We start from the raw sequence: 22485 nt of genomic DNA on the forward strand, positions 1-22485 counted from the left end.
CCGGCCCGCGTGCACCGGGCGCCGCTACCATGGGGGCGCCGATGCCGGATGGATGGAGGACCCGTGGACAACCCCTACGCCGAACGCCGCAGCGTGGAACTGGACGGATACCGCGTGCGGTACTGGTTCTACGACACGGACAAGGAGCGCAAGCCCCTGCTGGTGATGCTCCACGGCTTCCGCGGGGACCACCACGGGCTGCAGCTGATCGCCACGGCACTGCGCGAGAAGTACCACGTGGTGGTCCCCGACCTGCCGGGTTTCGGCCGCTCCGAGCCGTTCCCGGACCGGGAGCACTCCGTGGCCGAGTACGTGCGTTTCGTCCGGGACTTCCTCATCACCCTGACCGACGGCGCCGTGTCCCCGGACTCCGGCACGGGCGTGGTGCTCGCGGGGCACTCCTTCGGCTCCATCCTGGCCGCGCACTTCGCCGCCGAGCACCCGTCCATGGTGGAGCGGCTGGTGCTCATCAACCCCATCTCCCAGCCCGCGCTGGCCGGGGACCAGAAGAGCCTCACCAAGCTCACGCGCCTCTACTACGGTGCCGGCTCCGCGCTGCCCCGCCGCCTGGGCACCCGGTTGCTGTCCTCCAACGCGGTGGTCAAGCTCATGACGGACGTGATGGTCAAGTCCGACGATCCCGACGTCAAGCACTACGCGCTGCGCCAGCATCAGGCGTACTTCAACACCTTCGCGAACCGGGAGGTCCTCTCCCAGGCCTACGACGCCTCCATCTCCCGCACCGTCGCCGAGGTGGCCATGAACCTGAGCATGCCCACCCTGCTGCTCGTGGGGGAGCTGGACGACCTCGGCTCCGTGGGCTCCCAGCGCACCATGGCCTCGTGGATCCGCAGCCACCGCCTGGAGATCATCCCCGCCGTGGGCCACCTCATCCACTACGAGGCACCGGAGACCGCGGCCGCGCTGATCGAGGACTTCCTGGGGGCCCCCGCCCCCGAACCGCTGGAGGGCTACGACACGCTCCCCCTCGCGGACACCACCGAGTCCACCCCGGACCAGCTCACCGGCATGCTGCCCGCCGTGGACCGCGCCGCGAGCGCCCGGCAGTTCCGGCGGGAGACCCGCGCCCGGGGCCTGTCGGGGGAGCCCGGGACGTCCAAAGAGTCCGGGGGGTCCCGCCGGTGAGGCTGCTCTTCGACGCGCGCTACATCCGCACGGACCACCACGACGGGATCAGCCGGTACAGCACCCAGCTGCTCGCGGCCACCGCCCGGCTGGTCGCGGCGGATCCGCGGGTGCGGCTCTGCGCGCTGATCAGCGATCCCGCGCAGCGGGCGTTCGTCCCGGAGGGCGTTGCCGTGCTGAGGGGCCCGTCCGTCACGTCTGCCGCGGAGGTGCTCGCCGCGCAGTACGTGAACAGGTACGCGCCCGACGTCGTGTTCTCCCCCATGCAGACCATGGGCTCCCTGGGGCGGCGCTACCGCCTGGTCCTCACGCTGCACGACCTGATCTACTACGAGCACCCGCAGCCTCCGGGGGACCTGCCGCTGCCGGTGCAGTGGGGGTGGCGCGCATACCACCGCGCGTGGTGGCCGCAGCGGCTCACGCTCAACCGGGCGGACGCAGTGGCCACGGTCTCGCTGACCTCGCGCGAGCAGATCCTCGCGCACCGCCTCACCACGCGGGACGTGCGGGTGATTGCCAATGCGGCGCCGTCGTCCGGGATCCCCGAGGCGGAGGCGCTCGCCCGGCTCGAGACGCGCGGCACGAACCTCGTGTACATGGGCTCGTTCCTGCCGTACAAGAACGTGGCGGCCCTGCTGCGCGCCATGGCACACCTGCCCGGGCACACGCTGCACCTGCTGTCCCGCATCTCTCCCGCACGCGAGGCCGAGCTGCGGGCGCAGGTTCCCCCCGGTGCGCGCGTGGTCTTCCACCGCGGCGTCACCGAGGACGAGTACCGCGAGCTGCTGGGCTCGTGCGCCGCGCTCGTCACGGCGTCCCGCGCCGAGGGCTACGGGCTGCCGCTCGTGGAGGCCTTCGCGCAGGGCGCGCCCGTGGTGTGCTCGGAGCTGCCGATCTTCCGCGAGGTCGCCGGGGACGCCGCCGGCTACGCCCCCGCGGACGACGCCGCCGCGTTCGCCGCCCGGGTGCGCGAGCTCACCGACCCGGCCCTCGCCCGGGAGCGTGTCCTCGCGGGGCTGCACCGGATCCGCGAGCACACGTGGCAGGACTCGGCCCGGGAACTGCTGGCCCTGGCCCAGGAACTCCACCAGCGCGGCTGAGCGACTTGAGGGCTCGGACTTGGGGCCTGGCGCACACCTGAGCGTCCCTCCCCTGACCCCGCAACGCAGCCACCGGGGCAACCACGGGGGCTGGAGAGCCCCGACGCGCGGAACTCGCGATCCATTGCCGGTAGTCGTCAGCTCACAGCAGGTCGGCGACGTCGCAGCGCACGGTGACCGGCGCGTGCTCCCGCAGCGCCGAGGCCCGCGCCTTCTCCGCCCGCAGGGCGGCGGTGACGTGCGGGGCGATCCCGAAGCCGAAGAACAGCAGTGCGCGGTACGGGCGGTCAGCAGCGTGTCCGGGCCCGTGACGGCCCCCGTCCGCGCGCTCCGCGGCGTCGGGCACGGTGTGACCGAGCCCGTCGAGGGTCTCAACACGTGACTGCCCGGCGTCGGCGTCCGCGAGGTCCGCGCCGTTGCCGGCCGCGATCTCCACGGGTGCAGGGCCCACCACGCGCACGCGCTCCGGCAGCCGCAGATCCCGCAGCGTGGCCGCCACCGCCTCGCGGGTCCCCGTGAGGGCGGCCGTGCGCACCGCCGGGGGCAGACCCAGTTCGTGGCGCTCCTGCAGCTCGCGCGCGGAGTGCCCGGCCGGGTCCCAGCGCACGAGGGCGGCGACCGCGCGGTCCTGGTCCGCGGTGACCACCACCGTGCCCCCGCGCGAGGACGCACGGACGAGCGCCGCGGCGTTGCACCACCGCCGCAGGGTCTGCTCCTCGGCCCGGAGCCAGGGCCGGGCGAGCATCTGGTTGCCGTCCAGCAGCAGGGCCGCCGCGTACCCGCCCTCGGCCACGGGCTCAGCACCCGGCGTGGCCACCACGAGTGCCGGCGCAGGACCCACCCGCGCGCGCACCGTGCGGTCGCTGGAGGAGATCACGGGCACCTGGGGGAACGCGCGGCCCAGCTCCTCGGCCGTCCGCCCGGCCCCCACCGAGCTCAGCCGCACCCGGGTGAACCCGCACTCCGCGCACCGCCAGTCGTGGGCCTGCTTGCCGCACCACGTGCACACGGGCACCGCGTTCGCGGACCCCAGGGCGAGCGGCCCGTCGCACGCAGCGCACCGTGCGGGCGTGCGGCAGCGCTGGCACGCGAGCACCGGCGCGTAGCCCTTGCGCGCCACCTGCACCAGAACCGGCCCCCGCTCCAGCCCCGCCCGCGCCACGCGGAACGCCTCGTGCGGCAGGCGTGCCCGGGCCGCCAGGGGGTCGCGCTCGGTGTTGAAGGAGTCCGACGTCGCCTCGATGCGCGGGGAGAACCGGCGCAGCTCCGCGCGCGGGGGTGCCACCCGCCACGCCCAGCCCGTGGCCACGAGCCGCTGCGCCTCCGGGCTCACGGCGTACCCGGTGAGCAGCGCGGCCAGCCCCTGCTGCCGGGCGCGCAGCAGCAGCACGTCCCGGGTGTGCTGGTACGGGGCGCGCTGCTCCACGAAGTTCACGTCCCCGTCGTCGTGGCAGCACACCAGCGCGAGGTCCTGCACGGGCGCGTAGGCCGCCGAGCGGGTCCCCACCGCCAGCCGCTTGCGGCCCAGGGCGAGGTCCAGGAAACCCCGGTAGCGCGGCGTGGGCCCGTCCCCGGCATGCAGCCGGACGACGGCGCTCTCGCCCACGAGCGTGTGCAGCGCCGTCTCGAGCCGCTCCAGGGCCTTGTGGTCCGCGACCACGCCCACCGCACCGCGACCCGCGGCATACGCCGTGGCCATCGCGTTCGCGGTCAGCACCGCCCAGTCGTGGTCCTCCGCCGAGGGCAGCACCTCCACCACGGCGCGCGCGTCCGTGCCTGCGGCCACGGCGCCGATGAACTCCGGGCCCCGCTCGTAGTGCTCCCACACCGACGTGTCAGGGACGGTCAGCGTCGCCACGTCCGGGGCATCCGCCGTTGTCGAGGTCGTGGCACCCGAGTCGTCGTCATTGTCCGTGAGGTCGGCGTCGGAGGGGGTGCCCGTGGCGGGATCCTCGGAGGTCTGCGGCTCGGTGGTGAACTCCTTGTCCACGCGAGCCACCCGTGGGGCGATGGCCACCCGCAGCACGTCCGCGGCGGTGCCCGCGCAGCGGTCCGCCACGGCCTGCGCGAGCTCCACGATTTCGGGCCGGGCGACGGGCAGCGGGCTGAGCACGCGGCGCAGCGGCAGCAGCCGGTCCTCGGGGACGTCGGTGTGCGCCACCCGGTCCACAACCCACCCGGACATCTTCCGTCCGGAGAAGATCACGGACACCTTCGAGCCCACCACGGCCTGCTCGTGCAGCGCCGCGGTCACCCGGTAGTCGAAGACCCGGTCCAGGTGCGGGACGTAGGCCTCCAGCAGCACCTTGGCCACGGGGAGCGCGGAGGCCACCCCGTCCGAGCCGAACGCCCGGCGTGGGCTTCGTCCCGAAGCCCGGGGGCGTGGGGCGGGAACCGCGGGCAACCCGCTCAGGGTCAGCTGTCCACCGTCCGCCGGGCCCGGGGCCTGTGCGGCGTCCTCGCCCCGGGGCGACGGCGCGGCGTGGGCCGACGGCCGCGTGCCGGTGCCGGACTGCTCCCCCGGCTCGGGGTGAGCGCCCCCCGGGCTCACAGCCCCGCGGCGGAACGCAGCTCCTGCACCCGGTCGGTGCGCTCCCACGTGAAGTCGGGATCGGTGCGGCCGAAGTGCCCGTGCGCGGCCGTCTTGGCGTAGATGGGACGTTTCAGGTCCAGGTCCTCGATGATGGCGAGCGGGCGCAGGTCGAAGACTTCCGTGATGGCCTTCTCGATGCGCACGGGCTCCACGGTCTCGGTGCCGAACGTCTCCACGTACAGACCCACGGGGTGCGCCTGGCCGATCGCGTAGGCCACCTGCACCTCCGCGCGGCGCGCGAGACCGGCGGCCACCACGTTCTTGGCCACCCAGCGCATGGCGTAGGCCGCGGAGCGGTCCACCTTGGACGGGTCCTTGCCGGAGAACGCGCCGCCGCCGTGGCGGGCCATGCCGCCGTAGGTGTCCACGATGATCTTGCGCCCGGTGAGCCCGGCGTCCCCCACGGGCCCGCCGCGCACGAAGTTGCCCGCGGGGTTCACGATGATCCGGGTGCCCGAGAGGTCCAGGCCGGAGTCCCCGAGCACGGGGTCGATCACGCACGTGGTGATGTCCCGGGTGAGCTGATCGAGGTCGTAGTTCTCGGCGTGCTGGGAGGAGACGACTACGGTGTCCACCGAGACCGGGGTGTGGCCGTCGTAGCCCAGGGTCACCTGGGTCTTGCCGTCCGGGCGCAGCTCGGGCAGCACGGCGGTCTTGCGCACGCGCGTGAGCTGCTCGGAGAGCCGGTGGGCCAGCAGGATGGGCGCCGGCATGAGTGCCTCGGTCTCGTCCGAGGCGTAGCCGAACATGATGCCCTGGTCCCCGGCACCCTGGGCGTCCCGGGGGTCCTTGGCCACACCGGTGCGCTCCTCGAGGGAGTTGAACACGCCGTCGTAGATCTCGTGGGACTGCTCCCCCACGCTGATGGACACGCCGCAGAACTCCCCGTCGAAGCCGTGCACCGCGGAGTTGTACCCGATGTCCAGCAGGGTCTTGCGCACGATGTGCGGGATCTCCACATACGCGTCCGTCTTGACCTCGCCCGCCACGTGCACGAGCCCGGTGGTGACCATGGTCTCCACCGCCACGGAGGAGTCGGGGTCCTCCCGCAGCAGCTCGTCCAGGATGGAGTCCGAGATCTGGTCGCAGATCTTGTCCGGGTGACCCTCGGTCACGGACTCGGACGTGAAGATTCTCAGGTGTTCACTCGATGCGCTCACGCCCAACAGACTACCCGTCGGCTCGGACACCCAGTTCGTGGCCAATGCGCTCCACCACGAACCGCGCCACGTCCCGTTTGGATCCGTGCGCCGCGGGCTCCTCCGCGGAACGGGCGGAGAGCACGGTCACCTCGGTCTCGTCCCGGCCGAACACCTTGTCCGTGCCCACCTCGTTGAGCACGAGCAGGTCGCACCCCTTCCGCCGCAGCTTGGCCCGGCCGAAGTCCAGCACGGAGTGCTCGGCGTCCCCGGTCTCCGCGGCGAAGCCCACCACGAGCTGCGCCAGGCCGCGCTCGTCGCGCTGCGCCACCACGGCCCGCAGGATGTCGGGGTTGCGCACCAGGTGGATCACGGGGTCCGTGCCGTCCTCGGACTTCTTCATCTTGTGCTCCCCCACGGACGCCGGGCGGAAGTCCGCCACGGCCGCCGCCATGACCACGACGTCGCTGTCCCCCGCCGCCCGCAGCGTGGCCGCCTCGAGCTCGTGAGCCGAGGACACCCGGGTGGTCTCCACTCCCTGCGGCAGGTCGGTCTCGACGTGGGCGGCGATCAGGTGCACCTGCGCGCCCGCGTCCCGCGCGGCCTCGGCGAGGGCCACGCCCTGCTTGCCCGAGGAGCGGTTGCCCAGGAAGCGCACCGGGTCCAGCGCCTCGCGTGTGCCGCCGGCCGTGACCAGCACGCGGCGGCCCGTCAGGGGCCCGGCAACGGGCGAGGAGGGTACGTGCGCGGCGTCGTCGGGCGCGGAACCGCCCGCTGCGGTGCCGTGCGGAGCGGTCTCGCCGCGTGCCTCACCGGCTGCGGCGTCGGGGTGCCCGGCGTCGTGGGCGGGAGCCGCGGCTCCGGCGCTCCCCGGGTGGTCGCGGTCCACCAGGGCCAGGGCGGCGTCGAGGATCTGCTGCGGCTCGGGCAGCCGCCCGGGGCCGCTGTCCGTGCCCGTGAGACGACCGGTCGCCGGGTCCAGCACGGTGTGGCCGTGCTCGCGCAGCAGGGCCACGTTGCGCTGGGTGGCCGGGTTGAGCCACATCTCGGTGTGCATCGCGGGCGCCAGCAGCACCGGTGCGGAGGTGGCGAGCACCGTGGTGGTGAGCAGGTCGTCCGCGAGGCCGTGCGCCACCCGCGCCATGAGGTCCGCAGTGGCCGGGGCGATCACCACGAGATCCGCGGCCCGGCCCTGCGCCACGTGGTTGACGGTGTCCACGCGGTCGAAGACCGAGTCCGAGACGGGCTCCCCCGTGAGCGCCTCCCACGTGGGCGCGCCCACGAACTCCAGGGCCGCACGGGTGGGCATGGGCACCACGTGGTGCCCCGCCTCGGAGAACAGCCGGGAGAGCAGGGACGCCTTGTATGCGGCAATGCCCCCGCCCACGCCCAGCACCAGGCGCAGCGGCGCGGGCCGGGAGGGGACGGGGGCGGTGCCGGTGTCCGGCTGCGTCACTGCTCGGAGGACTCCGCGGAGGCCTCGGGGGACTCCTCGGCCGCGGTCTCCGTGGTGGCCTCGGCGGACACGGCGTCGGCGTCCTCGGTGGTCGCGGTCTCGGACAGCTCCACGCCGTCGGAGAACACCGCGGTGCCGTCCTGCTCCTGGGCCTGGGCGAAGAAGTCGCCGGTGAACATGTCGGTGGCGGTGGGCTCGTCGCTGATCAGCTGGCCGTTGGGGGTGAACCCGGCGTGGGCGATGTGGTCGGCCTCGATCAGGCCCTCGTCGATCTCGCGGAAGGCGATGGACAGCGGCTTCTCGTTGAGCTGGGTGTCCACGAGCGGACCCACGTACTCGAACAGACCCTCGTGCAGCTGGGAGTAGTAGGCGTTGATCTGGCGGGCACGGCGGGCACCGAAGATCACGAGTCCGTACTTGGAGTCGGTCTTGTCGAGCAGCCGATCGACGGGCGGGTTGACGATGCCTTCGTTGTTCGTGCTCACGTGTTCTCTGACTCCTGTGGTGGACGGTGGTGTCGGTCGTTCTCGAGCGGGCCGGTCCCGGCCCGCGGGGGCGACGGCGCGGTCAGCGCTTGGCGTCGCCCGGCAGCCCCATGAGGGCCACAAGCTCTGCGGCGGCGCGCTCCACGGTGTCGTTGACGACCGTGTGGTCGAACTCGGGTTGCGCCGCGAGTTCCAGTTTAGCCGTTTCCAGCCTGCGCTGCTGCTGCTCGGGGGTCTCGGTGCCGCGGCCCACGAGCCGGTGCACCATCTCGTCCCAGCTCGGCGGGGCCAGGAACACGAACTGTGCCTCCGGCATGGCCTGCCGGATGCTGCGCGCACCCTGCAGATCGATCTCCAGCAGCACGCTGCGACCCGCGGCCAGCGCCTCCTCCACCTTGTGCCGGGGCGTGCCGTAGCGGTGGAGGTTGTGCACCACGGCCCACTCCAACAGGTCGTGCTCGTCGACCATCCGGTCGAACTCGGCGTCGTCCACGAAGAAGTAGTGCACGCCGTCCACCTCCCCGGGGCGAGGTGCGCGGGTGGTTGCGGAGACGGACAGCCACACGTCCGGGTAGTGGTCCCTCACGTACGTGGACACCGTTCCTTTCCCCACGGCCGTGGGGCCGGCGAGAACGGTCACGGTGGGCGACGGGGACACGGATACCTCCTGGCAGACGGGAACGGGTGGAGCACGGGGCTCGCCCGTCACTGTACCAACCGTGGCCTGCGGGGTCCGCGTGGCGGGTCAGCGGTCCAGGTAGTCCACCAGGGCGCGCCGCTGGTGCTGGCCCAGCCCGCGCACGCGCCGCGTGGCCGCGATCCCGATCTGCTCCATGATCGCCGCCGAGCGGACCTTCCCGATCCCGGGGGTCGCCTCGAGCAGCTCGGTGACCTTGAGGCGGCTGACCGCCTCGTCCTCCTCGCCCCGGCGCAGCACCTCGGCCACGCTCATGGAGCCGTCCCGCAGGGACTTCTTGATCTCGGCGCGTGCAGTCCGTGCCGCGGTGGCCTTGTCGCGCGCGCGGGCGCGCTCTTCGTCGGTCAGTGGCCGCAGTGCCATGCCCAGCTCTCCTCCTGATAGCCCTCCGGCCCTGCCGCGCACCGTGGACCGGGGGTTGGTGCGCGGGAACCGTCAGCACGAAAGTACCCGACGCATTTGCCCGCGTAAACACGCAGGACGCCCCCGACGGGCGCCGTCACGCGCTGTTCGGGGCGTCCTGCGGCGCGCTCACCGCTCCTGGAGGGCCTCCGAGAGCTCCCCCCTGGCGCGCTCGACCGCCTCGCGCAGGGAGCGCACGCTCGGGCCGTGGGCCAGGACACCGCGCGAGGAGTTCGCCAGGACTGTGCCCCTGACCTGCCCGAACACCGTGGCCACGGCGTCCGCGTCCGCGCCCTGCGCCCCGTACCCGGGGGCCAGGATCGGCCCGTTCAGGATACGCAGGTCGAGGCCCAGGCGTTCGAGGTCCTCCCCCACCGTGGCGCCGATGACCACGCCGCACGAGCTGAGACCCCCCGGTGCATCGGACGACGTCACGATTTGGTCACGATTGCTTCCCCGTCCTCGGTCGACGCCCCGCGGCCCCTCCGACGACGACGCCGCGTCATCACCCGCACGCTCCGCACCGTTCTCGCGGGCCACCGCGGCGAGGATGCCGCCGGCCACGGAGTCGGCGCCGCCCACGTGCTGGACGCCGGCCCCCTCGGGGTTGGAGGTCAGCGCCAGGACGAAGGTGCCGCGCCCGGTCCGGCGTGCGAGGTCCAGGGCCGGACGCAGGGACCCGAACCCGAGGTAGGGACTGAGCGTGACGGCGTCGGCGGCCAGCGGGGAGTCGTCCGAGAGCCACGCGGCGGCGTATGCGGCCATCGTGGAGCCGATGTCCCCGCGCTTGGCGTCCGCGATGCTCAGCAGCTGCGCGTCCGCGGCCTCGCGCAGCACCCGTTCGAGCACCGTGAAGCCCGCCGAGCCCCAGGCCTCGTAGAGCGCCACCTGGGGCTTCACCGCGGCGGCCTGGCCGGCCGCGGCCTCGAGCGCCCGCAGCGAGAACGTCTCGAGCCCCTGTGCCGTGGCGGGCAGACCCCACGCGTCCAGCAGGGATGGATGGGGGTCGATGCCCACGCACAGCGGGCCGCGCTCTGCCATGGCACGCGCCAGGCGAACCCCGAACGGCTCGCGCGGCGCCGCGGCGGACGTGGCGGCGTCGTCGAGGGAATCCGCGTCGTGGCGATCCCCGGCAGCCGGCTCAGTCACGGGAGGCCTCCCGTGCGGCACGCTCGCGCAGGGTCTGATCGTGTTCCTGGAGGGAGGTCACGGACCACGAGTACTGCCGCTGGGCGGTGATCGCCTGCAGCGCGGCCCCGAGTTCCGAGACGGTGGTCATGGTGGGCACGCCCACGGAGGTGGCCGCCGCGCGGATCTGGTAGCCGTCCCCGCGTGCCGCCTGGCCGCCGGACGGGGTGTTGAAGATCAGGTCGATCTTCCCGTCCGTGATCAGGTCCGCGACCGTGGGCTCGTCGCCCTCGGCGTCCGCGATCTTCGCGACCACCGTGGACTCGATGCCGTTGCGGCGCAGCACCTGCGCGGTGCCACCCGTGGAGACGATCTCGAAGCCGAGGTCCGAGAACATCTTCACGGGGATCACGGCCGAGCGCTTGTCCTTGTTCGCCACGGAGACGAACAGCGAGCCCGAGGTGGGCAGCGGCCCGCCCGCCGCGGCCTGGGCCTTGGCGAACGCGGTGTCGAAGTACTTGTCCACGCCCATGACCTCGCCCGTGGAGCGCATCTCGGGGCCGAGCAGCGAGTCCACCACGGTGCCCTCGGGGGTGCGGAAGCGCGCGAAGGGCAGCACGACCTCCTTGACCGCCGTGGGGGTGCCCTCGGGCAGGGTGGTGCCGTCGTGGTGCGCGGGCAGCACACCGTGCGCCCGCAGCTCGGCAACCGTGCTGCCCGTGCCGATCAGCGCCGCGGCCTTGGCCAGCTGCACGCCCGTGGCCTTGGAGACGAACGGGACGGTGCGCGAGGCGCGGGGGTTCGCCTCGATCACGTAGAGCACGTCCGAGGCGAGCGCGAACTGCAGGTTGATCAGTCCCCTGACCCCCACGCCGCGGGCGATGGCCTCCGTGGCCTCGCGGACGCGGGCGACGACGTCCGGGGCCAGCGTGATGGGCGGCAGGACGCACGCCGAGTCCCCGGAGTGGATCCCGGCCTCCTCGATGTGCTCCATGATCCCGCCCACGTAGCACTCCCGGCCGTCGAACAGCGCGTCCACGTCGATCTCGATGGCGTCCTCGAGGAACTTGTCGATCAGCGCGGGCCGGCTGGGGCTGACCTCGGTGGCGTTCTCCAGGTAGGTCTTCAGCGAGGCCTCGTCGTAGACGATCTCCATGCCGCGCCCGCCCAGCACGTACGAGGGGCGCACGAGCACGGGGTAGCCGATCTCGTGGGCGATCCGGCTGGCCTCCGCGAAGTCGTGGGCCGTGCCGTTCTTGGGCTGGCGCAGCCCGGCCTCGGTGAGCACGCGGGCGAACTCCCCGCGGTCCTCCGCGAGGTCGATGGCCTCGGGGCTCGTCCCCAGGATCGGGACGCCCGCGGCCTTGAGGTCCGCGGCGAGCTTGAGCGGGGTCTGTCCGCCAAGCTGCACGAACACGCCCAGCAGGCCGCCCGAGCGGCGCTCAGCCTCCACGACCTCCATGACGTCCTCGAACGTGAGCGGCTCGAAGTACAGGCGTGTGGAGATGTCGTAGTCCGTGGAGACGGTCTCCGGGTTGCAGTTGAGCATCACGGTCTCGTACCCGGCCCCGCGCAGCACCATGGACGCGTGCACGCACGAGTAGTCGAACTCGATGCCCTGCCCGATCCGGTTGGGCCCGGAGCCCAGGATCAGCACCGAGGGCTTCTCGTGCGGGGCCACCTCGGTCTCGCGGTCGTAGCTCGAGTAGTGGTACGGGGTGAACGCCTCGAACTCCGCCGCGCACGTGTCCACGGTCTTGTACACCGGGCGGATGTCCAGGGCGTGACGCACGCCGCGCACCACGGACTCGTCCAGGTGCACGAGCTCCCCGATCTGCGCGTCCGAGAAGCCGTGCCGCTTGGCCTCCCGCAGCGTGGCGGGCCGCAGGTCCGGGTCCGCGCGGATCGCGTCCGCGGTCTCGTTGAGCAGCTGGATCTGGTCCAGGAACCAGGGGTCGATCGCGGTGGCCTCGAAGACCTGCTCCACGGTGGCCCCGGCCAGCAGAGCGCGCTGCACGTTGCGCAGCCGCTCGGTGGTGGTCTCGCGGCACCTCTCCACCAGGCGGGCCACGGTGTTGGGCCCGGGCTCCACGGCAGGGCGCGCGAAGCTGAAGGACGAGCCCTTCTGCTCGAGGGAGCGCAGGGCCTTCTGCAGCGCCTCCGTGAAGTTGCGCCCGATCGCCATGGCCTCGCCCACGGACTTCATGGTCGTGGTCAGGGTGGGGTCCGCGGCCGGGAACTTCTCGAACGCGAAGCGCGGGACCTTGACCACCACGTAGTCCAGCGTGGGCTCGAAGCTCGCGGGAGTCTTGCGGGTGATGTCGTTGGGGATCTCGTCCAGGGTGTAGCCCAGGGACAGCTTGGTGGCGATCTTGGCGATCGGGAAGCCCGTGGCCTTGGACGCCAGCGCCGAGGAGCGGGAGACGCGGGGATTCATCTCGATCACCACGATGCGCCCCGTGGCGGGCTCCACCGCGAACTGGATGTTGCAGCCGCCGGTGTCCACGCCCACCTCGCGGATCACGGCGATCGCGATGTCCCGCATGCGCTGGTACTCGCGGTCCGTGAGCGTCAGTGCCGGGGCCACGGTCACGGAATCCCCGGTGTGCACGCCCACGGGGTCCACGTTCTCGATGGAGCACACGACCACCACGTTGTCCTTGGCGTCGCGCATCATCTCCAGCTCGTACTCCTTCCACCCCAGGATGGACTCCTCCAGGAGCACCTCCGAGGTGGGCGAGTACTGGATCCCTGCGCCCGCGATGCGGTGCAGGTCCGTCTCGTTGTAGGCCAGTCCCGAGCCCAGCCCGCCCATGGTGAAGGACGGGCGCACGACCATGGGGTAGCCCAGCTGCTCGGCGGCGGCGAGCGCCTCGTCCATGGAGTGCACGATGACCGAGCGGGCGGACTCGGCGCCGCAGCGTTCGACGACGCCCTTGAACGCCTCGCGGTCCTCGCCCAGGTTGATCGCGGCCACGTCCGCCCCGATGAGCTCCACGCCGTACTTCTCCAGGGCGCCGTTGGCGTCCAGGGCGAGCGCGGTGTTCAACGCGGTCTGCCCGCCGAGGGTGGGCAGGACGGCGTCGGGGCGCTCCTTGGCGATGATCTTCTCGACCGTCTCCGGGGTGATGGGCTCCACGTAGGTGGCGTCCGCGAACTCGGGGTCGGTCATGATCGTGGCCGGGTTGGAGTTCACCAGGATCACGCGCAGGCCCTCGTCCTTGAGGACGCGCAGGGCCTGGGTCCCGGAGTAGTCGAACTCCGCGGCCTGTCCGATCACGATGGGCCCGGAGCCGATCACCAGGACGCTGTTGAGGTCTTGCCTGCGGGGCATCAGTTGTCTCCTGCTTCCGGCCCGGAGCCCTGGGGGGCCCGGTCCATCATGTCCACAAAACGGTCGAAGAGGTACGCGGAGTCGTGGGGTCCGGCCGCCGCCTCGGGGTGGTACTGCACGGAGAACGCGGGGACGTCCTCGCAGCGCAGCCCCTCCACCACGTTGTCGTTGAGGCCCACGTGGGAGACGGTGACCCGGCCGTAGCGCTGCTCGGGGGCGGTCACGGTCTCCCCCACGGGCGCGTCCACCGCGAAGCCGTGGTTCTGGGACGTGATCTCCACGGTCCCGGTGGCCAGGTCCTTGACGGGCTGGTTGATGCCCCGGTGGCCGAAGGTGAGCTTGTACGTGCCGAAGCCCAGGGCGCGGCCCAGGAGCTGGTTGCCGAAACAGATCCCGAAGAAGGGGATGCGGGCGTCGAGCACCTCGCGCAGGGTGGCCACCTGCTCGTCGGCGGTGGCGGGGTCGCCGGGGCCGTTGGAGTAGAACACGCCGTCCGGGTCCAGGCGCCGGATCTGGGCGAAGTCCGCGTCCGCGGGGACCACGTGCACGCGCACACCGCGCTCGGCCAGGCGCTGCGGGGTCATGGACTTGATCCCGAGGTCCACGGCCACCACGGTGTGCTTCACGGGCCCGTCCCAGCCGTGCTCCGCGGGCTCCACAGTGTAGGGCTCGTCCGTGCTGACCTGCGCGGCGAGCGCCTGCCCGGCCATCCCGGGCTGCTCCGTGACGCGCTGGACGAGCTGCGCGACGGGCAGCGCGGCGTCGTCGCCCGCGAAGATCCCGGCGCGCATGGCGCCCCTGTCCCGCAGGTGCCGGGTGAGCGCGCGGGTGTCGAGGCCCTGGATGCCGGGGATGCCCTGGGCGTCCAGCTCCTCGTCCAGGGTGCGCTCGCTGCGCCAGTTGGACGGGCGGCGCGCCGGGTCCCGGACCACGAACCCGCTGACCCAGATCCTGCGGGACTCCATGTCCTCGGTGTTGATCCCGGTGTTGCCGATGTGGGGCGCGGTCTGGATGACGATCTGCCCGGCGTAGGAGGGGTCGGTGAGGGTCTCCTGGTAACCGGTCATGCCGGTCGCGAAGACCGCCTCGCCGAAGGCGGTGCCGGTGGCACCCCAGGCGCGGCCCTCGAAGACCGTGCCGTCCTCGAGGACCAGTACGGCCGGTTCGATGCGTGGTGAGCTCATGGTGAACTCCTTTCGTTCAGCGTGCGGGAGCGCCGGCGTGGCGGCTCCCGGTGTCTACGTCTCGGTGGGGCGTCTCAGGCGCCCAGCAGGGCCGACGCCGCGTCCTCCAGCTCGTGCGACTCCTCGCCGCTGCGGGCGCGGAAGCCGGTGTCCACGCGGGTGTCCCCGAGGTCCCACGTGAAGACCACGAGGCCGTCGCGCTCCACGAACTTGCCCACCATCCCGGACGCGGTGGACACCGCGCGCAGGTCGTGGCGCGGGATGAAGAGGTCCGGGGCGCCCTGGCGGTTCAGGAAGATGCCGTCCGGGGCCACCACGGCCTCGGCGTTGGTACGGACCCCGAGACCGTGGCGGGCGATCCGCTCGAGCGGCTGATCGGTGTAGGTGGTGACCACGTACATGCCGTCCACCCGGGCCGTGGCGCGCTCCAGCAGGTCCCGTGGTGGGGACGTCAGCTCGGAGAGCCCCGACTGCCGCTTCACGCGGCCGCGCCAGCCCCACCACAGCAGCGCGAAGACCACCACCACGATCAGCGCCGTGAGCAGCGTGGGGACGAGCTTGTCGGACATGGTCACCAAGACCTTTCGGGGGTGGGGTGGGATCAGCGGGGCAGGGGCGTGGCGAGCTCGCCGTCACGCACCACGGGGTGCCCGCGGTAGAAGGTGGCCCGGACGCCGCCGGGCAGGCTCATTCCGCGGTAGGGGCTGTTGCGGCCCTTGGACGCGTGGCGGGCCGGATCCACGGGGGTGGCGCCCTGCGGGTCCCACAGCACGATGTTCGCGGGTGCCCCGGCCACGAGCCGCTGCCCCTGGTCCGTGAGGCCCAGGATCTCGGCCGGGCGCCGGGACATGATCTGCGCCACCCGTTCCCAGTCCGCGAGCCCGGTGTCCACGAGGGCGTGCTGCACCACGGACAGGGCGGTCTCCAGCCCGGTCATGCCGTGGGCCGCGCACGTCCACTCGCACTCCTTGTCCTCGGTGGTGTGCGGGGCGTGGTCGGTCCCGACCACGTCGATCGTGCCCTCGGCCACCGCGCGGCGCAGCGCCTGGACGTCCTCGTCCGTGCGCAGCGGCGGGTTGACCTTGTACACCGGGTCGAAGGTGCGCACGAGCTCGTCCGTGAGCAGCAGGTGGTGAGGAGTCACCTCCGCGGTCACGTCCACGCCCCGGGACTTGGCCCACTGCACGATCTCCACCGAGCCCGCCGTGGAGAGGTGGCAGATGTGCAGCCGGGACCCCACGTGCTGGGCCAGCAGGACGTCCCGGGCGATGATCGCCTCCTCGGCCACCGCTGGCCAGCCCGTGAGACCCAGGTCCGCGGACACGGTGCCCTCGTTCATCTGGGCGCCCTCCGTCAGGCGCGGCTCCTGGGCGTGCTGGGCGATGATGCCATCGAACGCCTTGACGTACTCGAGGGCGCGCCGCATCAGCACGGGGTCGTGCACGCACTTGCCGTCGTCGGAGAACATCCGCACGCCGGCGCGCGAGTCCGCCATCGCGCGGATCTCGGAGAGCTGCTCACCCGCCAGCCCCACGGTCACCGCGCCCACGGGGTGCACGTCCGCCCAGCCTGCGTCGCGGCCCAGCCGCCAGACCTGCTCCACCACGCCCGCGGTGTCCGCCACGGGATCGGAGTTGGCCATGGCGAAGACGGCGGTGTACCCGCCCTTCGCCGCGGCCCGGGTGCCGGTCTCCACGGTCTCGGCGTCCTCGCGGCCCGGTTCGCGCATGTGGGTGTGCATGTCCACCAGCCCGGGCAGGGCGACCAGCCCGGCGGCGTCGACGGTCTCGGCGTCCTCGGGGACGTCCAGGGAACCCGGGGCGCCCACGGCGGTGATGGTCCCGTCCCTGACGATCAGGTCCGCGGGGTCGCCACCCTCGGGGCGGGCACCGGTGATCAGGTAGCAGCTCATCTCAGGTCCTCAGTTCTCGTTCGCGGCGTTCGTGGCGGGGGTGCTCTCGTCACCGGAGAGCAGGCGGAAAAGCACGGCCATCCGCACGGACACGCCGTTGGAGACCTGTTCCAGCACCGTGGAGCGCGGGGAGTCCGCGGCCTCGGAGGAGATCTCCAGACCGCGGTTCATGGGACCGGGGTGCATGAACACGGTGGGCGCACCCATGGCCTCGAGCCGCTGCACGCGCTGCGCCGTGAGCCCCCACCCGCGCGTGTACTCGGCCTCGCTCGGGAAGAACGCCGCGTTCATGCGCTCGCGCTGCAGCCGCAGCATCATCACGGCGTCCGGAGCCTGGGCCAGTGCCTCGTCCAGGTCGTAGCCGATCTCGCACGGCCAGTCGTCCGTGGCCACCGGCACGAGCGTGGGCGGCGCCACCAGCGTGACGCGGGCACCCAGGGTGCTCAGCAGCCACACGTTGGAGCGGGCCACGCGGGAGTGCAGCACGTCCCCCACGACCACCACGTGCATGCCCTCCAGGTCCATGCCCGTGGTCGCGGTGCCGGTGGCGCGCGAGCGCACGCGGCGCAGCGTCATGGCGTCCAGCAGGGCCTGGGTGGGGTGCTCGTGCTTGCCGTCCCCGGCGTTGACCACGGCGGCGTCGATCCAGCCGGAGCCGGCCAGCTGCTGCGGGGCACCCGAGGAGGCGTGGCGGATCACCACGGCGTCCGCGCTCATGGCCATGAGCGTCTGGGCCGTGTCCTTCAGCGACTCCCCCTTGGACACCGAGGAGCCCTTCGCGGAGAAGTTGATCACGTCCGCGCTGAGCCGTTTGGCCGCGGTCTCGAACGAGATCCGGGTGCGCGTGGAGTCCTCGAAGAACAGGTTCACCACGGTGCGTCCGCGCAGTGCGGGCAGCTTCTTCACGGCGCGGGAGGAGACGGCGGCCATCTGGTCCGCGGTGTCCAGGATCTGCACGGCGTCCGCGTAGCGGAGGTCGCGGGTGGTCAGCAGGTGCTTCATGCGCGCGCACCTCCCCCGGTCTGCCCGGGGGCGCGGGCGACGTCGGGGTCCGAGGCCACGGGTGCGTCGATGACCACGCAGTCCTCGTGGCCCTGCGCCCGGGGCTCGGGGTCCGTCTCGCGCAGCAGCACCCGGACCTTCTCCTGGGAGGAGGTGGGCAGGTTCTTGCCCACGTGGTCCGCGCGGATGGGCAGCTCGCGGTGGCCGCGGTCCACGAGCACCGCGAGGCGCACCGCGCTCGGACGGCCCACGTCCACGAGGGCGTCCAGGGCCGCGCGGATGGTGCGCCCGGAGCACAGGACGTCGTCCACGAGCACCACCGTGCGCCCGTCGATCCCGGACTCCGGGATGATCGTGGGCTGCGGGGTGCGGGCCGGATTGCTGCGCAGGTCGTCCCGGTACATGGTGATGTCCAGCTGACCGGTGGAGGCTGCGGCGTGGAACGCGGGGTCGATGTGCTCGAGCCGCGCGGCGAGGCGCTGGGCGAGCGGGTATCCCCTGCGGGCGATGCCCAGCAGAATGAGGTTCTCGGAGCCCTTGTTGGACTCGAGGATCTCGTGGGCGATCCGGGACAGGGCCCGGTCGATGTCGGGTGTCGAGAGGATCACGCAGGAGGTGGTTCCCCCGGGGGTCGTCTCGGCGTGTGCGGGCACGCTCACGTGCCGCCTCCTTCCCCGCCTCACGGGACGGACTTAAAGGGTGCGATCAGTTCCCGAAGCTACCACACGCGAAACCCCGGCCCGTGGGTGCCCACGAACCGGGGTCTGCGGCTCAGTCGTCCAGCAGGGTCGGCTTGACCTTCTGCAGCCGCCCGAGCAGGCCGTTCACGAACCGGGGCGAGTCGTCCGTGGACAGCTGCCGCGTGACCGCGACGGCCTCCGCGACGGCCACGCCGTCCGGGATCTCGTCGTTGTACAGCAGCTCCCACGCCCCCACGCGCAGCGCGTTGCGGTCCACAGCGGGCATCCGGTTCAGCGCCCAGCCCTGCGAGTACGTCTCGAGGAACTCGTCGATGTCCTCGCGGCGCCCGTCCACGCCCTCGATGATGTCCACCGTGTAGGGCGCCACCGGGGAGGACGAGTTCTCGCGCCGACGCACCAGGGCGTCGCGGACGGACTCGTTGCGCTGCTCGGCCTCGAACAGGATCTCGACGGCGCGGATCCGCGCCTTGCTCCGGGCGCCGCTCACTCGTTGACGCGTCCCAGGTAGTCACCGGTGCGGGTGTCCACCTTGACCTTGGTGCCCTGCTCGAGGAACAGGGGGACCTGGATCTGGTAACCGGTCTCCACGGTCGCCGGTTTGGTGCCGCCCGTGGAGCGGTCGCCCTGCAGACCGGGCTCGGTGTAGGTGATCTCCAGCACGACCGAGGGCGGCATCTCGATGTACAGCGGCGCACCCTCGTGGATGGCCACGGTCACGTTCTGGTTCTCGAGCATGAAGTTCGCGGCGTCCCCCACCACGACACCCGGCACGGTGATCTGGTCGTACGTGGAGTTGTCCATGAAGACGTAGTCCTCGCCGTCCTGGTACAGGTACTGGTACTCGCTGCGGTCCACCGTGGCGGTCTCGATCTTGGCACCGGCGTTGAACGTCTTGTCCACCACCTTGCCGCTCGTCACGTTGCGCAGCTTGGTGCGCACGAACGCGCCACCCTTGCCGGGCTTGACGTGCTGGAACTCGATGGTCTGCCAGAGGTTGCCATCCAGCTTGAGGATGGTGCCGTTCTTGATGTCGTTGCTGGTTGCCACGGTGTCACTTTCTCGTCGGGAACGTCGCCGCACTGGGTGGGGCTCGTGGAGCCGGACCAGTCTACCGCGTGCCGTGTACCCCCGGTCCTGCGGGGCGCGGGGGCCGCGGCCGCGGGCGTGTCAGTCGGCGATCTCCTGGTAGCACGCGAAGAGGATGGCAGGGTCCGGGACCTCCATGATCCGGGGGGCCCCGATCCGGTCCAGCACCACGAAGCGCAGCAGGCTGCCCCGGGTCTTCTTGTCGCGCTTCATCACCTCGAGCAGCCGCGGCCACTGGTCCGCCCGGTAGGAGACCGGCAGCCCCAGGGAGGTGAGGATCTCGCGGTGCAGGGACACGACGTCGTCGGACAGGGTTCCCGCCGCGCGCCCCAGTTCCGCGGCGAAGACCATGCCCACGGAGACCGCCGCGCCGTGGCGCCACTGGTAGCGCTCGTTGTGCTCGATCGCATGGCCCAGGGTGTGGCCGTAGTTCAGGAACTCGCGGCGCCCGGACTCCTTCAGGTCCGCCGAGACCACCTCCGCCTTGACCCGCACGCTGCGCTCCACGAGCTCGCGCACCACCGCCGACGTGCTGTCCCGGACCGCCTCGGCATTCTCCCGGATGAGCGTGAGGATCTCGGGGTCCGCGATGAACCCGCACTTGACCACCTCGGCCATGCCGGTGAGCAGCTCGTTCTCCGGCAGCGTGGCCAGCGAGTCGAGGTCGCACACCACGGCGGCCGGCGGGTGGAACGCCCCCACCAGGTTCTTGCCCTCGGCGGTGTTGATGCCGGTCTTCCCGCCCACGGCGGCGTCGACCATGCCCAGCAGGGTGGTGGGCAGGTGCACCACGCGCACCCCGCGCAGCCACGTGGCCGCCACGAAGCCCGCGAGGTCCGAGACGGCCCCGCCGCCCACGGAGACCACGGCGTCCGTGCGGGTGAAGTCGGACTGGCCCATGATCTGCCAGCAGAAGGCCGCCACCTCCACGCGCTTGCCCTCCTCGGCGTCCGGGATCTCGGCCACGAAGCTCTGGATCCCGGCGGCGCGCAGGTCCTCCTGCACCAGGTCGCCCGTGGCGCGCAGGGCCCGCGGGTGGATGATCAGCACCTTCTTCACCCGCTCCCCCAGCAGCTCGGGCACGCGGCCCAGCAGGCCGTGGCCCACCAGGACGTCGTACTGGTTCTCCGGGGTGGCCCCGCGGACGGGGATCACGGTCTCGGTCATGCTGTGCGGTCCTTTCCGTGCGCCGGGGCCGCGGGGGCGCCCAGCGCGTCGTAGAGCTCTCGTGCCATCTGGGCCACCGTGCGCGGGGCGCGGCCGTCGAGGGTGATGGTGGCCAGGCGCTCGAAGGTCTCCCGGCGCTCGGCCATGATCTGCGCCCACCGGGCCTCGGGGTCCGGCTGCAGCAGGGGGCGGGTGGTGTTGCCCCGGATCCGCGGGCGCACGGTGTCCAGGTCCACGTCCACGTAGGCCACGGTGCGTCCCTCGAGGAGCGGCTGCACCAGCGGGGACATGGGTGCGCCACCTCCCAGGGAGATCACGGAGCGGGCGTGGCGCGGATCCGCCAGCAGCTCGGCCACCACCTCGGCCTCGATGCGGCGGAACCCGTCCTCCCCCCGGGTGCGGAAGATCTCGGGAATGGCCCCGTGGCGGGACTCGATCACGCTGTCCGTGTCCACGTGGGGCAGCCCGTAGCGCGTGGCCATCCGCTGCGCCACGCGGGACTTGCCGGCCGCCATGGGCCCGATGAGCACCACGGGCAGGGGGTGCGTGCTCACGAGCGGTCCCCGCGCACCTCGTCCAGGGCCGCCAGCGCGGCGGGGTCGGCGAGCTCCGGGGAGGTGCGCAGCGCCTCGGGGATCGCCGCGAGGTAGGAGTCCCTGTTGCGCACGAGCTCCGCCACGGAGTCGCCGCCGAACTTCTCGAGGGCGGCCTCCGCGAGCACGAGCGCCACCATGGCCTCCGCCACCACGCCGGCGGCGGGCACGGCGCACACGTCGGAGCGCTGGTGGTGGGCCCGGGCGGGCTCCCCCGTGGCCACGTCCACGGTGTGCAGCGAGCGGGGCACGGTGGCGATGGGCTTCATCGCGGCACGCACGCGCAGCACGTCGCCCGTGGACATGCCGCCCTCGATGCCCCCGGCGCGGTTGGACACGCGGTGCACCGCGCCGTCCGCGCGCAGCGTCTCGTCGTGGGCCTGGGACCCCGGGCGGGCGGCGGTGCGGAAGCCGTCCCCGACCTCCACGCCCTTGATGGCCTGGATGCCCATGAGCGCCCCGGCCAGCCGGGAGTCCAGCCGGCGGTCCCAGTGGACGTAGGAGCCGAGTCCCGGGGGCATCCCCTCGGCGAGCACCTCGACGACGCCGCCGAGCGTCTCCCCCGCCTTGTGGGCCTCGTCCACGGCGGCCACCATGGCGGCGGAGGTCTCGGGGTCGAAGCACCGCAGCGGGTCCGCGTCCAGGGCGGGCACGTCCTCGGGTCCGGGCAGCGCGGCGCCGTCCGGGACCACCACCTCGGCAATCGCCGTGGTGTGGGACACCAGGCGCACCCCGAGGGCCGCGAGGACCTGGGAGGCCACCACGCCGAGGGCCACACGCGTGGCCGTCTCGCGCGCCGAGGCGCGCTCCAGGACGGGACGGGCCTCGTCGAAGCCGTACTTCTGCATGCCCGTGAGGTCCGCGTGGCCGGGGCGGGGCCGCGTCAGCGGCGCGTTGCGCGCACGGCCCTCGAGCACCTGCGGGTCCACGGGGTCCGCGCTCATCACGTCCTGCCACTTGGGCCACTCCGTGTTGGCGATCTCGATGGCCACCGGGCCGCCCTGCGTGCGCCCGTGGCGCACGCCGCCCAGCAGCCGCACGCGGTCCTGCTCGAACTTCATCCGTGCGCCGCGGCCGTAGCCGAGCCGGCGCCGGGCCAGCGCGTCCTGGATCATCCCGGTGGTCAGTTCCACCCCCGCGGGCACGCCCTCGACGATGCCCACCAGGGCCTCGCCGTGGGACTCTCCGGCCGTGAGCCAACGCAGCATGCACATCTCCCGTTCTCGACGGGGATCCGGTGGATCCCCGGTGGTCGTCTTGCCCGTCCCGCCCGGGCACGCTCCCGGTGCCCCGGAACCGGGTCCAGGGCCTCTGGCGTGCCGCCTGCGACGCCGCACCGCACGGTCTGCGGTCCGGGGCA

20 protein-coding genes are annotated in these 22485 nt (G+C 72.5%); 2 read left to right on the forward strand and 18 right to left on the reverse strand.

Annotation, left to right across the window (positions count from 1 at the left end):
• Window positions 1-63: 63 nt before the first annotated feature.
• Window positions 64-1146, forward strand: a complete 1083-nt coding sequence (locus EAE32_RS07695; protein WP_121864664.1) for an alpha/beta fold hydrolase — start codon at window positions 64-66, stop codon at window positions 1144-1146.
• Window positions 1143-2246 carry a glycosyltransferase gene (locus tag EAE32_RS07700; protein ID WP_121864665.1) on the forward strand — a complete coding sequence of 368 codons (1104 nt, stop codon included), beginning with the start codon at window positions 1143-1145 and terminating at the stop codon, window positions 2244-2246. Before EAE32_RS07695 ends, EAE32_RS07700 begins: the two co-directional genes overlap by 4 nt.
• 142 nt (window positions 2247-2388) lie before the next feature.
• On the opposite strand, the gene EAE32_RS07705 is transcribed toward EAE32_RS07700, so the two are convergent.
• The 18 genes from EAE32_RS07705 to aroC form a co-directional block, all read right to left on the reverse strand.
• A complete protein-coding gene (locus tag EAE32_RS07705; protein ID WP_243635623.1) occupies window positions 2389-4578 on the reverse strand; it encodes a primosomal protein N' family DNA-binding protein in 2190 nt (729 codons plus the stop codon).
• 215 nt (window positions 4579-4793) lie between these two features.
• The gene (gene metK / locus EAE32_RS07710; RefSeq protein WP_121864666.1) at window positions 4794-5999 is read right to left on the reverse strand and encodes a methionine adenosyltransferase; all 1206 of its coding nucleotides are present in this window, start codon (window positions 5997-5999) and stop codon (window positions 4794-4796) included.
• Window positions 6000-6009: 10 nt separating this feature from the next.
• Window positions 6010-7383: a bifunctional phosphopantothenoylcysteine decarboxylase/phosphopantothenate synthase gene (locus EAE32_RS07715; RefSeq protein WP_121864844.1), complete on the reverse strand. Its 1374-nt coding sequence runs from the start codon at window positions 7381-7383 to the stop codon at window positions 6010-6012.
• Between the two features lie 47 nt (window positions 7384-7430).
• Window positions 7431-7919: a DNA-directed RNA polymerase subunit omega gene (rpoZ, locus tag EAE32_RS07720; RefSeq protein ID WP_121845922.1), complete on the reverse strand. Its 489-nt coding sequence runs from the start codon at window positions 7917-7919 to the stop codon at window positions 7431-7433.
• 82 nt (window positions 7920-8001) lie between these two features.
• On the reverse strand, window positions 8002-8577 hold the full coding sequence (gene gmk, locus EAE32_RS07725) for a guanylate kinase (RefSeq protein WP_121845923.1): 576 nt from the start codon (window positions 8575-8577) through the stop codon (window positions 8002-8004).
• Between the two features lie 87 nt (window positions 8578-8664).
• Complete coding sequence (gene mihF / locus EAE32_RS07730; RefSeq protein ID WP_121845924.1) at window positions 8665-8979, reverse strand: integration host factor, actinobacterial type; 315 nt, start codon at window positions 8977-8979, stop codon at window positions 8665-8667.
• Window positions 8980-9147: 168 nt separating this feature from the next.
• Window positions 9148-10167 carry an orotidine-5'-phosphate decarboxylase gene (gene pyrF / locus EAE32_RS07735; protein ID WP_121864667.1) on the reverse strand — a complete coding sequence of 340 codons (1020 nt, stop codon included), beginning with the start codon at window positions 10165-10167 and terminating at the stop codon, window positions 9148-9150.
• Window positions 10160-13480, reverse strand: a complete 3321-nt coding sequence (gene carB / locus EAE32_RS07740; RefSeq protein ID WP_121864668.1) for a carbamoyl-phosphate synthase large subunit — start codon at window positions 13478-13480, stop codon at window positions 10160-10162. The genes pyrF and carB overlap by 8 nt, the downstream gene beginning before the upstream one ends.
• Window positions 13480-14664 (reverse strand): glutamine-hydrolyzing carbamoyl-phosphate synthase small subunit, encoded by a 1185-nt coding sequence (carA, locus tag EAE32_RS07745; protein ID WP_121845927.1) that lies wholly within the window; start codon window positions 14662-14664, stop codon window positions 13480-13482. The genes carB and carA overlap by 1 nt, the downstream gene beginning before the upstream one ends.
• 74 nt (window positions 14665-14738) lie before the next feature.
• Window positions 14739-15233: a PH-like domain-containing protein gene (locus EAE32_RS07750; protein WP_121845930.1), complete on the reverse strand. Its 495-nt coding sequence runs from the start codon at window positions 15231-15233 to the stop codon at window positions 14739-14741.
• Between the two features lie 32 nt (window positions 15234-15265).
• Complete coding sequence (locus EAE32_RS07755; RefSeq protein WP_121864669.1) at window positions 15266-16576, reverse strand: dihydroorotase; 1311 nt, start codon at window positions 16574-16576, stop codon at window positions 15266-15268.
• A 9-nt stretch (window positions 16577-16585) separates the two neighbouring features.
• Window positions 16586-17578 carry an aspartate carbamoyltransferase catalytic subunit gene (locus EAE32_RS07760; RefSeq protein ID WP_121846345.1) on the reverse strand — a complete coding sequence of 331 codons (993 nt, stop codon included), beginning with the start codon at window positions 17576-17578 and terminating at the stop codon, window positions 16586-16588.
• Window positions 17575-18237 carry a bifunctional pyr operon transcriptional regulator/uracil phosphoribosyltransferase PyrR gene (gene pyrR / locus EAE32_RS07765; protein ID WP_121864670.1) on the reverse strand — a complete coding sequence of 221 codons (663 nt, stop codon included), beginning with the start codon at window positions 18235-18237 and terminating at the stop codon, window positions 17575-17577. The genes EAE32_RS07760 and pyrR overlap by 4 nt, the downstream gene beginning before the upstream one ends.
• Window positions 18238-18349: 112 nt before the next feature.
• Window positions 18350-18766, reverse strand: coding sequence for a transcription antitermination factor NusB (gene nusB, locus EAE32_RS07770; RefSeq protein WP_121846347.1), 417 nt, complete (start codon window positions 18764-18766; stop codon window positions 18350-18352).
• On the reverse strand, window positions 18763-19326 hold the full coding sequence (gene efp / locus EAE32_RS07775; RefSeq protein WP_055084651.1) for an elongation factor P: 564 nt from the start codon (window positions 19324-19326) through the stop codon (window positions 18763-18765). The genes nusB and efp overlap by 4 nt, the downstream gene beginning before the upstream one ends.
• Window positions 19327-19446: 120 nt before the next feature.
• Complete coding sequence (gene aroB / locus EAE32_RS07780; RefSeq protein WP_121864671.1) at window positions 19447-20532, reverse strand: 3-dehydroquinate synthase; 1086 nt, start codon at window positions 20530-20532, stop codon at window positions 19447-19449.
• A complete protein-coding gene (locus tag EAE32_RS07785) occupies window positions 20529-21086 on the reverse strand; it encodes a shikimate kinase (RefSeq protein ID WP_121846349.1) in 558 nt (185 codons plus the stop codon). The genes aroB and EAE32_RS07785 overlap by 4 nt, the downstream gene beginning before the upstream one ends.
• A complete protein-coding gene (gene aroC, locus EAE32_RS07790) occupies window positions 21083-22333 on the reverse strand; it encodes a chorismate synthase (protein WP_121864672.1) in 1251 nt (416 codons plus the stop codon). The genes EAE32_RS07785 and aroC overlap by 4 nt, the downstream gene beginning before the upstream one ends.
• Between the last annotated feature and the right edge of the window lie 152 nt (window positions 22334-22485).

The sequence above is a fragment of the Kocuria tytonicola genome (assembly GCF_003687175.1).
Lineage (GTDB): Bacteria > Actinomycetota > Actinomycetes > Actinomycetales > Micrococcaceae > Kocuria > Kocuria tytonicola.

Coding starts and splice junctions, on each gene's coding strand:
- EAE32_RS07750 (WP_121845930.1), bottom strand. CDS start 15,233: ATGTCCGACAAGCTCGTCCCCACGCTGCTCACGGCGCTGATCGTGGTG.
- EAE32_RS07760 (WP_121846345.1), bottom strand. CDS start 17,578: ATGAAGCACCTGCTGACCACCCGCGACCTCCGCTACGCGGACGCCGTG.
- aroC (WP_121864672.1), bottom strand. CDS start 22,333: ATGCTGCGTTGGCTCACGGCCGGAGAGTCCCACGGCGAGGCCCTGGTG.
- carB (WP_121864668.1), bottom strand. CDS start 13,480: ATGCCCCGCAGGCAAGACCTCAACAGCGTCCTGGTGATCGGCTCCGGG.
- mihF (WP_121845924.1), bottom strand. CDS start 8,979: ATGGCACTGCGGCCACTGACCGACGAAGAGCGCGCCCGCGCGCGCGAC.
- aroB (WP_121864671.1), bottom strand. CDS start 20,532: ATGACCGAGACCGTGATCCCCGTCCGCGGGGCCACCCCGGAGAACCAG.
- carA (WP_121845927.1), bottom strand. CDS start 14,664: ATGAGCTCACCACGCATCGAACCGGCCGTACTGGTCCTCGAGGACGGC.
- EAE32_RS07755 (WP_121864669.1), bottom strand. CDS start 16,576: ATGAGCTGCTACCTGATCACCGGTGCCCGCCCCGAGGGTGGCGACCCC.